Consider the following 13,697-nt stretch of genomic DNA (forward strand, 5'->3'; position numbering starts at 1 on the left):
GGAGTCGAACCCAATGCGACACCTCTCCATCCCTCGGGGCCGGCTGGCCTTGGGCGCGCTGGCCGTCAGCCTGCTCGGCGGCTGCGCCACCCGCCCTCAGCCGCTCTACTACTGGGGCGACTACCCCAACGTTGTGTACAGCCACTTCCAGAACGCCAAGGGGCAGCAGGAACAGATCCAGGCCCTTGAAGCGATCCGCGAGAAAGCCCGCGCCAAGGGGCAGGCTTTGCCGCCGGGCTTCCAGGCCCATCTGGCGATGCTCTACGGCCAGAGCGGCCAGACCGACCGGCTGGCCCAGAATCTCGAAGCCGAAAAGCAGCAGTTCCCCGAAGGCGCCCCCTTCATGGACTTCATCCTGAAGAAGTTCGAACGCAAACCCGCCGAGGCCCGCCCATGATCCGCCCGCGCCTTTTACTCCGGGCCCTGCTGGCTGTTGGCGTGCTGATGCTAGCCGGCTGCGCCACCCAGCCCGGCTACGACTACAGCGCATTTCGCGAGAGCCGCCCCAGGTCCATCCTGGTGCTGCCGCCGCTCAATGATTCGCCGGACGTGAACGCCACCTACAGCATGTACGCCCAGACCACGCTACCGCTGGCAGAATCCGGCTACTACGTGCTGCCGGTCACCCTGGTGGACGAAGCCTTCCGCCAGAACGGCCTCACCGCCCCGGCCGACATTCAGCAGGTGCCCCTCAAGAAGCTGCGGGAGATCTTCGGCGCCGACGCGGCCCTTTACATCAAGGTCACCCACTACGGCACCAAATACATGATCATCTCCAGCGAAACCCGCGTCTCCGCCGAGGGCAAGCTGGTCGATCTGCGTAGCGGCGCCACCCTGTGGGAAGGGCGCGCGACGGCCTCCAGCGCGGAAGGCGACAACAATTCGGGCGGCGGCGCGCTGGGCCTGCTCCTCAAAGCGGTCATCACTCAGATCGCCGACACCCTCAGCAACCGCGGCCACCCGATCGCCGGCATCACCGCCGACCGCCTGCTCTCCGCCGGCCGGCCCAACGGCATCCTGTACGGCCCGCGCTCACCCAAGTACCAGAAAGACGGCTCACCGGCGCCTTGAGCGGTGGGGTGTCGGGTTACGCCCGTTGGGCTAACCCGACACCCAGCTAGCCTATCGTCCCCGGCTTGTTGCCGAGCATCGCCCGCAGGTTGGCGATGCGGGCCTTGGCGTCTTCCTTGCTCACCGGCTCCTGGGACTTTTTATCGGCGCGGCGAATGCCCTCCATGCCCATCTCGTCGATGAAGCGCGACGGGTCGCAGGTGCGCACCTCGCGGCCGGCCTTGCGGCGTTCGCAGTAGCTGATGTTGAGGCTGCGCTGGGCGCGGGTGATGCCCACGTACATCAGGCGGCGCTCCTCCTCGATCTTGTCCTCGTCGATCGAGCTCTGGTGGGGCAGCAGGCCCTCCTCGACGCCCACCAGAAACACGTGCTTGAACTCCAGCCCCTTGGAGGCGTGCAGGGTGGCCAGCTGGACCTGATCGAGCTCGGCGTCGTCCTTGTCGAGCATGGTGATCAGGCTGATGGTCTGGATCATGTCGGAGAGGGTCTTGCCGTCCTCCTCGCCCTTGCGGCCGAGCCAGCCGGTGAAGTCGCCCACGTTGCTCCACTTGGTCTCGGCCTCGCGGGGCTCGCAGCTCTCGTACAGCCAGGCTTCGTAGTTGATCGCCTTCAGCAGGTCGTTGATGACCTGCCCGGCGGGCTCCCGCGGGGCGCGGTGGGCGATGCGGTTCATGAAGTGGCAGAACTCGCGCAGGGATTCGAGCTGCCGCGCCCCCACGTGCTCGGCCACGCCCTCTTCGAAGATGGCCGTGAACAGGCTGATGTTGCGGTGCGAGGCGTAGTGGCCGAGGGATTCGATGGTGGCGGCGCCGATGCCGCGGCGGGGCACGGTGATGGCGCGGATGAAGGCCAGGTCGTCGTCCTCGTTGGCGATCAGGCGCAGGTAGGAGCAGAGGTCCTTGATCTCGGCGTTCTCGAAGAAGCTGCGCCCGCCCGAGATGGCGTAGGGGATCTTGTGGTTGCGCAACTGCTGCTCGAAGAGCCGCGCCTGGTGGTTGCCGCGGTAGAGGATCGCGTAGTCCTTGAAGTGGGTGCGGTGCTCGAACTTGTGGGCCGACAGCTTCATCACCACCGATTCGGCCTCGTGCTCGGGGGTCTGGCAGGCCACCACGGTCACCGGCTCGCCGGCGCCGTGCTCGGACCACAGCTTCTTGTCGAAGAGCTTCTCGTTGTTGGCGATCACCGTGTTGGCGGCGTTGAGGATGCGCGTGGTGGAGCGGTAGTTCTGCTCGAGCTTGATGACCCGCAGGTTGGGGTAATCGACGGGGAGCTGGCGCAGGTTTTCGATGTCGGCGCCGCGCCAGGCGTAGATGGCCTGGTCGTCGTCGCCCACCGCGGTGAAGGCGGCACGCACCCCGGCGAGCAGCTTGAGCAGGCGGTACTGGGCGCGGTTGGTGTCCTGGTATTCATCCACCAGCAGGTAGCGCAGGCGGTTCTGCCAGCGCTCGCGCACCTCGGGGTGTTCGTCGAAGAGCTTGACCGGCAGGCGGATGAGGTCGTCGAAGTCGACGCCCTGGTAGGCACGCAGGGTCTTGTCGTAGTCGCGGTAGAGCAGCGCAGCGGCCGACGAGATCTCGTCGTTGGCGCGGTGGGCGGCCTCGTCGGGCTCGATGAGGGCGTTCTTCCAGCTGGAGATCTGCCACTGCAGCGCCTTGGCGCGGTTCTTGTCGGTGTTGCCGGTGAGCTCGGCGATGATCTGCGTGGTATCGCTGGCGTCGAGGATGGAAAACTGCGGCTTGAGGCCGAGCAGCTGGGCCTCCTGGCGCACGATGCGCACGCCCATCGCATGAAAGGTGCACACCGTGAGCCCCTTCACCCCGCGCCCGCCCATCAGCGCGGTGATGCGCTCGAGCATCTCCTTGGCGGCCTTGTTGGTGAAGGTGATCGCCGCGATGTTGTGGGGGCTCATCCCGCACTCGGTGATGAGGTAGGCGATCTTCTGGGTGATCACCCGGGTCTTGCCCGAGCCGGCCCCGGCCAGCACCAGGCAGGGGCCGTCCAGGTAATGGATGGCTTCGCGTTGGGGGGCGTTGAGGAGCAGCGACATGGCGGGGTGCGTCGGGTGGAGCGGGCCGTCGAGTCTACTCCAAGCCGCCCGCTGCTTCGACCCGCCTCAGCGCAGGTCAGCCCAGGTGATGATGCTGGCGGGCGTGGAACTCGTCGAGGGCGACGAACCGGAGCCGCGCCTCGGTGACCTTGACCACCTCGGGGTGCGCCGGGTTGCGCTGGGCGAAGACCTCGACATCCACGGTGACGCAGGTGTGCCCCACCTCGACGATGGCGGCGTGGAAGCTGACCAGGTCGCCCACCGAGACGGGCTGCTTGAAGACGAAGGAGTCCACCGACACCGTGGCCACCTTGGACTTGGCGTGGCGCATCGCAGGCACCGCGGCGGCGACATCCACCATCGACATGATCCAGCCGCCGAACACGTCGCCCGACGGGTTGAGGGCCGCCGGCATCGGCATCACCTGCAGCACCACCTCCTTGTCGGTGGGCAACTGGCAGGCCACCGCGGCGTGCCCGGCCGGGGCTTCGGCGGGGATCGTCCGCTTGCTGCCGTCCTCGCCCACCGCCACGTAGGTGAGGCGCGCCTCGGTGACCTTCACCACCTCCGGGGCCTTGGGGTTGCGCTCGGCGAAGACTTCCACGTCCACCGTCACCGAACTCTTGCCCACCGCGGCCACCTCGGCGTGGAAGCTGACGATGTCGCCCACGCCCACCGGCTGCTTGAAGACGAAGGAGTTGACCGCCACCGTCACCACCCGGGAGCCGGCCCGGCGGATCGCCGGCATCGCCCCCGCCACATCGACCATGGCCATGATCCAGCCGCCGAAGACATCGCCGGCGGGGTTGAGATCGGCCGGCATCGGCATCACACGCAGGGCGAGCGGCTTGCTCGTCAGGGCGTCGCTGGAAACATGGGGTGCATCGGACATGGCAGGCTCCTGTTGAAGAGGCCGCCTAGGATACCCAGCCCGCCAGCGCAGGCAATGGGGGCTGCTACCTATGCGCGCCGCTCCGGGCCTACTCGGTCCGGTTGCGGCCCCTGGTCTTGGCGCGGTAGAGGGCGCCATCGGCCACGCCGAGCAGCGCCTCGACATCGTCGCCATCCTCCGGGAAGGCCGCCACCCCCAGGCTGACCGTCACCCGCGGCGTGCCGGCCAGGGCCATCACCGCCTTGCGGACTTTCTCGGCCACCTGCAACAGCTGCGCCCGGTTGGAGTTGGGCGAGATGATGACGAACTCCTCGCCCCCCCAGCGGCACACCAGGTCGGAGCGGCGGATGCTGGCCTGGGCCTGCTCGGCCACCTGCTGGAGGACGGTGTCGCCGACCAGATGGCCGAAGCTGTCGTTGACGCGCTTGAAGTGGTCCACGTCGAAGAAGCACACCCCCAGCGGCAGGCCGAGCCGGCGGCACAGCGCCAGCTCGGCCTCGAGGAAGCGCTCGCCGTGGCGCCGGTTGGGCAGCCCGGTGAGGGTGTCACTGGAGGCGAGCTGCTGAAGCTGGAGTTCGAGCTCCTTGCGCGCGGTGATATCCTGCACCATGCCGACAGCGCGGGTCGGCGCCCCGAGGCCGTCGCGCTCGCAGACCCGCCCCCGGTCGTGGACCCACAGGTAGCGGCCGTTGCGGTTGCGCAGGCGGTACTCGGCCTCGTAGCGCACCCGCTTGCCGTCGAGATGCGCCTGCAGGATGCCAAGCACAACCTGGCGGTCGTCCGGGTGCAGCGCATCGCTCCAGGTGGCCAGCACCGGCTCCATCTCGTCGGGGCTGTAGCCGAGCATGCGCTTCAGCTGAGGGCTGAAAAACAGCCGGCCGGTGGCGATCTCCCAGTCCCACAGGCCGTCGGCGGCCTCGTTGAGGGCGAACCACAGCTGGTTCTCCCGGCTCTGCATGTCCTTCTCGAGGGCCATCCGCCGCCGCACGTCGCGGGCGACCGACAGGAAGTACGCGTGGCCATCGAGGCAGAAATGGGTGGTGTTCACCTCGACGTGGATCTCGTGCCCCTCCCGGTGGCGGTGCCGCCCGACGAAGGTGAAGCACTCCTGCCCACGGATCGCCGCTGCGATCTCCGACCACTGGGGCAGCCCCGTCACGTCCAGCTGCAGGCTCAGCACGCTGTGGTCGAGCACGTCCTCGCGGCTGAGGCCCAGCATCGCCCAGGCAGCCCGGTTGCCCCATACGATCGCGGACGTGACGGGGTCGATCAAATAGACCGCATCGGCCATCTGATCGAACAAGGCCTCGGCCGAGGGGAGCGCGCTGGGAGATGTCACCGCCTGCATCCAGTCGATGCTGAAGCCCGCATGGTACCCGGACTCCGGGATTTCGGCGGGCCCACACCACCCGGGCCCGGCCGCCGTGATGTAAGCTCCGGCCATCATGTCTGTCTTCACATCCGTCACCGAACCCGATCTGGCCGCCTGGCTGCAGAACTACGCCATCGGGCGGCTCGAACAGCTGCAGGGCATCTCCGCCGGCGTCCAGAACAGCAACTTCTTCGTCACCACCAGCCTGGGCCGCTACGTGCTCACGCTGTTCGAGACGATGCCCCGCTCCGAGCTGCCCTTCTACCTGCACCTGATGGCCCACCTCGCGCGCCACGGTCTGCCGGTACCGGCCCCCGTCGCCAACCGCGACAACGAATACCTGGGCACCCTGTCGGGCAAGCCGGCGACGCTGGTGTCGCGGCTCGCCGGCCGCTCCGAGATGACGCCCAGCGTCGGCCACTGCGCCCGCATCGGCGCGATGATGGCCGGCCTGCACCTGGCCGGCATGTCCTTCGGCCGCCGCCAGCCCAACCCCCGCGGGGCCGAGTGGCGGCGCGACTGCGCCGCCCGGGTGCGCGCCCACCTGCCCCCCGACCAGCAGGCCGAGCTCGACGCCGAGCTCGCCTACCAGGCCGGCGTCGACCTCAAGGCGCTGCCCCAGGGCGTGATCCACGCCGACATGTTCCGCGACAACGTGCTGTGGGACGGCGACTTCGTGGGCGGCGTCATCGACTTCTATTTCGCCGGGCACGATGCGCTGCTGTTCGACGTGGCGGTCACCGTCAACGACTGGTGCGCCGCCGCCGACGGCGGGCTCGACCCCGCCCGCAGCACCGCCCTCCTCGCCGCCTACGCCGAAAACCGCCCCTTCAGCGACACCGAGCGGGCCGCCTGGCCGGCCATGCTGCGCGCCGCGGCCCTGCGCTTCTGGCTCTCCCGCCTCGAAGACTTCCACCTGCCGCGGGCCGGCGAGATGGTGCTGGTGAAAGACCCCGACGAATACCGGCAGATCCTCCGCCAGCGGGCCCGGGCCACCGCCATGCCGGCGCTTCCCGCCTGACCCGCCAGGCGACAGCCGGTTTGAACTCGGCACACAATTTGGGCTAGCATTCTGCCGCAACGCAACATCCTGATTTTCCGCTCACTTTCCCCATGACCGAACCGGCCTCCCCGGCAGCCCACCCCTACCAAGACGCGCGCCACCCGCGGCCCCGCCATGTAGCCCCGGCTGCCAGCCTGGCCTGGCTTAAAACCGGCTGGTCGTCCTTCACGCGCAACCCCGGCGTCTGGATGGCGATCAGCCTGGTGTTCTTCGTGATCCTCGTCGCGCTGCTGGCGATCCCCATCCTCGGCATGGTCATCGCGATAATCGGCTTCCCGGTGATGGTGGCCGGCATGGTGCTGGGCTGCGACGCGCAGGCCCGGGGCGAGCCGCTCAAGGTCGACCACCTCTTCAGCGGGCTGCGCGTCCATGGCGCCCACCTCGCGCTGGTCGGCTGCTTCTATCTGCTCGGCACGGTGATCGCCGGCATCCTGCCGGTGCTCCTCGGCGGCCTCATCCTGACCGGGCTGTTCTATACCGAACTGCACAGCCTCAGCTGGCTCGCGGTTGCTCTCGGCAGCGCCGCCTTCGCCACCGGCGTCATCATCACGATCATGACCATCATGATCACCGCCCTGTGGTTCGCTCCTCCCCTGGTCATCCTCCGGGACACTCCGCCCCTCGACGCCATGAAGATGTCCCTGTCGGCCTGTTTCAACAACCTCGGCTCCTTCGTCGTGCTGGGGGTGCTGATCTACGTGCTCATCTGGGTCGCGCTGCTCCCCCTCGGGCTGGGCATGATCGTGCTGATCCCCGTTCTGGCCGGCACGCTCCACGCGTCCTACCAGGACGTCTTCGGCGAGCGCCCGGCCCTGCCGCCCGCCGCTGCCGCCAAGGAATAAACCCATGCAGGCACGCACCCTACCGGCCCAGCGCGGCTGGGCATGGATCATCGAAGGCTTCATGCTCTGGAAGCGCAACCCGGCGCTGATCACCTTCCTCGTCTTCGGCTACTGGCTGTGCCTGCTGGTGGTCGCCGCCGTGCCCTTCGTCGGCCAGGTGCTGATGTCGCTGATCATGCCGGCCCTGTCGCTGGGCATCTACAACGGCTGCAAGGCGGTTGGCGAGGGGCGCAAGGCCGGGCCCGACATCCTGCTCTCCGGCTTCCGCCAGAACCTCCCCGAACTGGTCAAGATCGGCGGCATCTACCTGATCGGCACCTTCGCGGTGCTCGGCCTCACCGCCCTGGCCGACGACGGCATCCTGGCCGAGCTGATGCTCGGCAAGCGCAAGCTCGACGAGGCCACCGCCGAAGACCCGCAGCTCGGCCTGTCGCTCCTCATCGGCGCCCTCGGCTCGACGCCGCTGATGATGGCCTACTGGTTCGCCCCGCTGCTCGCCGGCTGGGGCCGCATCTCGGCGGCAAAGGCGATGTTCTTCAGCTTCGTGGCCTGCTCGCGCAACTGGCGGGCTTTTCTGGCCTATGCGCTCGGGCTGATGCTCGTGGTGATGGTGCCCAGCCTGCTGATCGGCGTGCTCGCCCTGGTTTCGCCCCTGATCGGCCAGCTGCTCAGCATCGCCCTGCCGGCGGTGTTCATCCCGGTGGTCTTTGCCAGCTTCTACGCCAACGCCCTCGACGTGTTCGGCACGATCACCCCCGATGACGCTGCCTGAGGCCGGCCCGCTGGGCGTCTTCGGCGGCACCTTCGACCCGATCCACTACGGCCACCTGCGTCTCGCCGAAACCGCCCGCGAAGCCCTCGGCCTCACCCGGGTGCGCCTGATCCCCGCCGGCCAGCCGCCCCACCGGGCCACGCCCGGCGCCGCCGGCGCCCACCGGCTGGCGATGGCCCGCCTCGCCGCCGCCAGCAACCCGGCCTTCGAGGTCGACCCGGCCGAAGTCGAGGCCGCCCAGGCCAGCTACACCATCCTCAGCCTCGAACGCCTGCGCGCCGAGCTCGGCCCCCGGCGGCCCCTGGTGCTGCTGCTCGGCGTGGACGCCTTCCTCGGCCTGCCCACCTGGCGGCGCTGGACCGAGCTCTTCGATTTCGCCCACCTGGCCGTCGCCAACCGGCCGGGCTACAGCCTGGGCGGCGCCGCGATGCCGGCCGCCCTCGCCGAACAGGTGAGCCGCCGCCAGGCCACTCCCGACACCCTGGGCGCAGCGCCCGCCGGGCGCCTGGTGCAGTTTGCGATGACGCCGCTGGCCATCTCCGCCACCGACATCCGCGCCCGCTGCGCCGCCGGCCAGAGCCTGCGCTATTTGCTCCCCCCGCCGGTTGTTGACTATATTTCCCGGCATCAACTCTACCTCTGAATCAATGGACATCCAGCACTTCGAAACCCTCGTCGTATCCGCCCTCGAAGACATCAAGGGCAAGGACATTCGCGTCATCGACACCACCCGCCTGACCTCCCTGTTCGACCGGGTGATCATCGCCACCGCCGACTCCAACCGCCAGACCCGCGCCCTGGCCCGCCACGTGGCCGACAAGGCCCGCGAGGCCGGCATCGAGGTCGTCGGCATCGAAGGCGAGGGCGGCGGCGAGTGGGTGCTGGTCGACCTTGGCGGCATCGTCGTGCACGTCATGCAGGCGGCCGTGCGCAGCTATTACAACCTCGAGGAGCTGTGGGGCGCCGCCCCGGCCCGGCCCGGCCGCCCAGGCGGGCTCTCGGCCCACGCCGCCTGACCCCGGCGGCCCGGCGGTCGGCTCCGCATCATGAAACTCATCCTCGTCGCCGTCGGCACCCGCATGCCGGGCTGGGTCGACACCGGCTTCGACGACTTCGCCAAGCGCATGCCGCGGGAGCTGCCGCTGCAGCTCATCGAGGTCAAGGCCGAGCCACGCACCACCGGCAAGACCGCCGCTGCCATGATGGCCGCCGAAGCAGCCCGCATCGAGGCCGTGCTGCCACCGCGCTGCCGGCGCCTGATCCTCGACGAGCGTGGCGAAGACCTCACCACCAAGGCCCTCGCCCGGCGCCTCGAGCGCTGGCAGGAGGGCGGTGACGACGTGGCCATCATCATCGGCGGCCCCGACGGCCTCGACCCGGCCCTCAAGGCCAGCGCCCACGAAACCATGCGCCTCTCCAGCCTCACCCTTCCCCACGCGATGGTCCGCGTGATGCTCGCCGAGGCGGTCTATCGCGCCTGGAGCGTCCTCAAGAACCACCCCTACCACCGGGAATGAGCCGCCCGGCCCCCAGCACCATGTCCATCTACCTCGCCTCCAACAGCCCGCGCCGGCGCGAACTGCTGCACCAGATCCACGTCCGCCACGAAGCCCTGCTCTTCCGCGGCCCCGGGCGGGAAGACCACGACATCAACGAGGACGTCCGCCCCGGCGAGGACGCCTTCACCTACGTCCAGCGGGTCGCCCAGGCCAAGGCCGAGGGCGGCATCCAGCGCATGCACTGGCGCGGCCTGCCGCCGCAGCTGCTGCTCGCCGCCGACACCACCCTCGAACTCGACGGCGAGATCATCGGCAAGCCGGACAACGAAAGCCACGCCATGGAGATCCTGCGCCGGCTGTCCGGGCGCACCCACCAGGTGCTCACCGCGGTCGTGCTCACCGACGGCAAGCGCTTCGCCCAACGGCTGTCGGTCAGCCAGGTGCGCTTCCGGCGCCTCGACGACGAGGAGATCCACCACTACGTTTCCAGCGGAGAGGCCGCCGACAAGGCCGGCGCCTACGGCATCCAGGGCCGCGCCGCGATGTTCATCGAGGAGATCCGCGGCAGCTACAGCGGCATCATGGGCCTGCCCCTGTTCGAGACTGCGGCCCTGCTGCAGGAATTCGGCTATTCTCTGTGACCGCCCGCCGGCCATCGCCGGCACCGCAGCAGGAGACCCCACCCACCAACACACGCCCCCCGGCCGGAAGCCCGGAGCCGGGGAGCACCGGACGACGACGCCTCTGCCCGCCGGGGGCAACGAGCGGCGCCCCACGGGACAAGTGGCGATCGGTGATGGCACGGCAACGCGCCCGCCATCACCCATCACCATTTGCCATCCCCACCATGTCCGACGAATACCTGATCAACTTCACCCCCCAGGAAACCCGGGTCGCCCTCATGCAGCAGGGCGTCGTCCAGGAAGTGCATGTCGAGCGAACCGCCAGCCGCGGCATCGTCGGCAACATCTACCTGGGCCGCGTCGTGCGCGTGCTGCCGGGCATGCAGTCGGCCTTCATGGACGTGGGCCTTGAGCGCACAGCCTTCCTGCACGTGGCCGACATCTGGTGCGACCGCCACGCCGGCGACGCCCCGCGCCCCATCGAACGCATCCTCGCCGAGGGCCAGAACCTGATGGTGCAGGTGCTCAAGGACCCGCTGGGCACCAAGGGCGCGCGGCTGTCCACCCAGATCTCCATCGCCGGGCGGATGCTCGTCTTCCTGCCCCAGGACAAGCACATCGGGATCTCCCAGCGCATCGGCGACGAGACCGAGCGCGAAGCGCTGCGCGAGCGGGTGCACCGCCTGCTGCCGGCCGGCGAGACCGGCGGCTACATCGTCCGCACGATGGCCGAAAACGCCTCCGACGAAGAGCTCGCCGCCGACATCGCCTACCTCAAGAAGCTGTGGGCCGAAATCAAGAACCGCGCCGTCGGCGCCCGCCCACCCACGGTGCTGTACCAGGACCTCAACCTCGCCCAGCGGGTGCTGCGCGACCTGGTCACCGAAGACACCACCCGCATCGTCGCCGACTCCCGCGAGAACTTCCAGAAGCTCAGCGCCTTCGCCAGCGAATACATGCCCCAGGTCGCGCCGCTACTCGAGCACTACACCGGCGAGCGCCCGCTGTTCGACCTGCACGGTGTCGAGGCCGAGATCGAGAAAGCTCTCGCCCGCCGGGTCGACCTCAAATCGGGCGGCTACCTGATCATCGACCAGACCGAGGCGATGACCACCATCGACGTCAACACCGGCGGCTTCGTCGGCGCCCGCAACTTCGACGACACCATCTTCAAGACCAACCTCGAGGCGGCCCAGTCCATCGCCCGCCAGCTGCGCGTGCGCAACCTGGGCGGCATCATCATCGTCGACTTCATCGACATGGAGAACCTCGAGCACCGCAGCGCCGTGCTCGACGAATTCCGCAAGGCCCTCGCCCGCGACCACACCAAGATGACGGTGAATGGCTTCACCTCGCTGGGCCTGGTCGAGATGACCCGCAAGCGCACCCGCGAATCCCTGGCCCACCTGCTGTGCGAGCCCTGCTCCACCTGCAACGGCCGCGGCGAAGTGAAGACTGCCCGCACGGTGGCCTACGAGATCCTCCGCGAACTCCTGCGCGAAGCCCGCCAGTTCAACGCCAAGGAGTTCCGCGTGCTCGCCGCGCCCAACGTCATCGACCTCTTCCTCGAGGAAGAATCCCAGTCGCTGGCGATGCTCTCCGACTTCATCGACCGCACCGTCTCGCTGCACCCGGAGGCCAGCTACGGGCAAGAGCAGTTCGACATCGTGCTACTCTAGCCTAAACAGTTCCGAAGCATTCCGCACAAAGCCGGGAAAGCCAATTAAAATAAGGCTTTCCCGGCTTTTTTACTCCCTAAAGTTCCGGCACGTTCTACCCCAAGCCGGCCTCTCGTGGGGGTATCGATGGGGGTATCTTGAGTCCGAGCCTTTTCCGATACCCCCAAACGCTGGGACACCTCGACCCGGAGATACCCCCATGCCCCTGACCGAAACCCAGATAAAGGCCCTGAAGCCTGGCGAGAAGGCCCGCAAGGCGGCGGACGAAAAAGGGCTTTACCTGCTGGTGCAGCCCGGCGGCGGTAAGCTGTGGCGGCTCAAGTACCGGGTGGACGGAAAGGAAAAGCTGCTTGCCCTGGGGGCTTATCCCGATGTCTCCCTCAAGATGGCGAGGGAGCGCCGGGACGAAGCCCGCCGGCTCCTGGCGGATGGAATCGACCCCAGCGAACAGCGCAAAGCAGAAGCAAAGGCCCGGGCCGAAGCATCGGGCAACACCTTCGAGAAGATCGCCCGGGAGTGGCACACCAAGATGCTGCCGACGTGGGTGGAGGGAACCGCCAACAACACATTGCGGCGAATGGAAATCAGCATATTCCCCGTGATTGGACACAAGCCCATGGCGGACCTTGGAGCCCCCGAATTGCTGTCGACCATTCGGCGCATTGAAGCATCGGGGAAGCTGGAAACCGCCCACAGGGCGCTCCAGATCTGCGGGCAGGTGTTCCGCTATGCCGTGGCCACAGGCCGCGCCGAACGCGACCCTACGGGCGATCTGCGGGGCGCCTTGCCGCCAGCAAGAAAGAAGCACAGGCCCGCGATCACTACGCCGCCAGAAGTGGGGGCGCTGCTGCGATCAATCGAGGTCTTCAAGGGCACCCTGATTGTTCACTCCGCCTTGATGCTCTCGCCCTTGGTGTTCGTGCGCCCTGGCGAGCTGCGGAAAGCGGAATGGGCCGAAATCGACCTTGAAAAGGGTGAATGGAACATCCCGGCCGAACGGATGAAGGGATGGGTACGCAAGGGCATCACGACGCCTCACCTTGTCCCGCTGGCCCCGCAGGCGGTGGCGATCCTGCGCAACCTTCACCCGCTGACCGGGCGGGGCGTGTATGTCTTCGCCGGCCGTGACCCAAAGCAGCCGATGAGCAACGCCGCCGTGAATGCTGGCCTGCGCCGCATGGGCTACGACACGAAAACCGAGATGACCGGACATGGCTTCCGGGCAATGGCCCGGACGATCCTGCATGAAGAGCTAGGCGTGGACCGGGAGGTGATCGAACACCAGCTAGCACACGCGGTGCCCGATGCCCTGGGCACCGCCTACAACCGCACCAAATTCATCAAGGACCGGCGCCGGATGATGGATCTATGGGCGGACTACCTGGGGCGGCTCAAGGCGGGGGCGGAGGTCGTAGAGCTTCCCGGGCGAGGGGTTGCGTGATGGGTTCCGATCAAGCGGCATCACTAGAGATTGTTCGATCGGTCGTGATGGGATGGGACTACTTGTGCGGAAGCCGGCCCACTTACAACGCTTTATGCCGACTTGTGGAAAGAGAGGATGCTAAGGCCGCATGGGTGAAACTTTATTCCATGCCCGTTTTAGACGAATGGAGCTTTCATGATGTCGCCTTGTTTATAGGACGTGAGGTTATCGGGTGTTTCATTCCCGCCGCGTACAGGCGAACAGCCAAGGAAATCAAGGCTGCTGGCTCTAGGGCTGCAAAACTAGCGGCGGAGTTGGCCAGCCTGATCGAAAAAAACGGGACGCTTCAATTTCTTGACTCTGACTTGATGTCACCTATTGAATGCGCTTCGCTCGATCGCATACATCGTGGAA

The 13,697-nt window shown here is 67.6% G+C and carries 15 protein-coding genes; 12 read left to right on the forward strand and 3 right to left on the reverse strand.

Features of this window, described 5'->3' with window-relative positions:
• Positions 1-13: 13 nt before the first annotated feature.
• Complete coding sequence (locus ZRA01_RS11855) at positions 14-397, forward strand: DUF4810 domain-containing protein (RefSeq protein ID WP_141352431.1); 384 nt, start codon at positions 14-16, stop codon at positions 395-397.
• Positions 394-1,071: a DUF799 domain-containing protein gene (locus ZRA01_RS11860; protein ID WP_141352433.1), complete on the forward strand. Its 678-nt coding sequence runs from the start codon at positions 394-396 to the stop codon at positions 1,069-1,071. The genes ZRA01_RS11855 and ZRA01_RS11860 overlap by 4 nt, the downstream gene beginning before the upstream one ends.
• A gap of 46 nt (positions 1,072-1,117) precedes the next feature.
• Here the strand turns inward: ZRA01_RS11860 and ZRA01_RS11865 are convergent, their stop codons facing one another.
• The 3 genes from ZRA01_RS11865 to ZRA01_RS11875 form a co-directional block, all read right to left on the reverse strand.
• Positions 1,118-3,118 (reverse strand): UvrD-helicase domain-containing protein, encoded by a 2,001-nt coding sequence (locus ZRA01_RS11865; RefSeq protein ID WP_141352435.1) that lies wholly within the window; start codon positions 3,116-3,118, stop codon positions 1,118-1,120.
• Between the two features lie 76 nt (positions 3,119-3,194).
• Positions 3,195-4,010, reverse strand: a complete 816-nt coding sequence (locus ZRA01_RS21335; protein WP_307724350.1) for an acyl-CoA thioesterase — start codon at positions 4,008-4,010, stop codon at positions 3,195-3,197.
• An 88-nt stretch (positions 4,011-4,098) separates the two neighbouring features.
• Positions 4,099-5,349 (reverse strand): sensor domain-containing diguanylate cyclase, encoded by a 1,251-nt coding sequence (locus ZRA01_RS11875; protein ID WP_218028709.1) that lies wholly within the window; start codon positions 5,347-5,349, stop codon positions 4,099-4,101.
• A gap of 106 nt (positions 5,350-5,455) precedes the next feature.
• On the opposite strand from ZRA01_RS11875, the gene ZRA01_RS11880 reads away from it, so the two are divergent.
• From ZRA01_RS11880 to ZRA01_RS20850, 10 genes are all read left to right on the forward strand, one after another.
• Positions 5,456-6,403, forward strand: a complete 948-nt coding sequence (locus ZRA01_RS11880) for a homoserine kinase (RefSeq protein ID WP_141352437.1) — start codon at positions 5,456-5,458, stop codon at positions 6,401-6,403.
• Positions 6,404-6,495: 92 nt separating this feature from the next.
• A complete protein-coding gene (locus ZRA01_RS11885; protein ID WP_174851611.1) occupies positions 6,496-7,287 on the forward strand; it encodes a BPSS1780 family membrane protein in 792 nt (263 codons plus the stop codon).
• 4 nt (positions 7,288-7,291) lie between these two features.
• A complete protein-coding gene (locus tag ZRA01_RS11890; protein WP_141352439.1) occupies positions 7,292-8,059 on the forward strand; it encodes a BPSS1780 family membrane protein in 768 nt (255 codons plus the stop codon).
• On the forward strand, positions 8,046-8,702 hold the full coding sequence (gene nadD, locus ZRA01_RS11895) for a nicotinate-nucleotide adenylyltransferase (RefSeq protein WP_141352441.1): 657 nt from the start codon (positions 8,046-8,048) through the stop codon (positions 8,700-8,702). Before ZRA01_RS11890 ends, nadD begins: the two co-directional genes overlap by 14 nt.
• 4 nt (positions 8,703-8,706) lie before the next feature.
• On the forward strand, positions 8,707-9,075 hold the full coding sequence (gene rsfS / locus ZRA01_RS11900) for a ribosome silencing factor (RefSeq protein ID WP_141352443.1): 369 nt from the start codon (positions 8,707-8,709) through the stop codon (positions 9,073-9,075).
• A 30-nt stretch (positions 9,076-9,105) separates the two neighbouring features.
• Positions 9,106-9,576, forward strand: a complete 471-nt coding sequence (gene rlmH / locus ZRA01_RS11905; protein ID WP_141352445.1) for a 23S rRNA (pseudouridine(1915)-N(3))-methyltransferase RlmH — start codon at positions 9,106-9,108, stop codon at positions 9,574-9,576.
• A complete protein-coding gene (locus tag ZRA01_RS11910; RefSeq protein WP_141352447.1) occupies positions 9,573-10,199 on the forward strand; it encodes a Maf family protein in 627 nt (208 codons plus the stop codon). The genes rlmH and ZRA01_RS11910 overlap by 4 nt, the downstream gene beginning before the upstream one ends.
• A 206-nt stretch (positions 10,200-10,405) precedes the next feature.
• Positions 10,406-11,860 carry a ribonuclease G gene (gene rng / locus ZRA01_RS11915; protein ID WP_141352449.1) on the forward strand — a complete coding sequence of 485 codons (1,455 nt, stop codon included), beginning with the start codon at positions 10,406-10,408 and terminating at the stop codon, positions 11,858-11,860.
• Positions 11,861-12,059: 199 nt separating this feature from the next.
• Positions 12,060-13,301 carry a tyrosine-type recombinase/integrase gene (locus tag ZRA01_RS11920; protein ID WP_141352451.1) on the forward strand — a complete coding sequence of 414 codons (1,242 nt, stop codon included), beginning with the start codon at positions 12,060-12,062 and terminating at the stop codon, positions 13,299-13,301.
• Positions 13,301-13,697, forward strand: a 397-nt coding sequence (locus ZRA01_RS20850; protein ID WP_218028710.1) for a hypothetical protein, incomplete at its 3' end; no start/stop codon positions are given. The genes ZRA01_RS11920 and ZRA01_RS20850, both read left to right, overlap by 1 nt.

Source organism: Zoogloea ramigera, assembly GCF_006539865.1.
Classification (GTDB): Bacteria; Pseudomonadota; Gammaproteobacteria; order Burkholderiales; family Rhodocyclaceae; genus Zoogloea; species Zoogloea ramigera.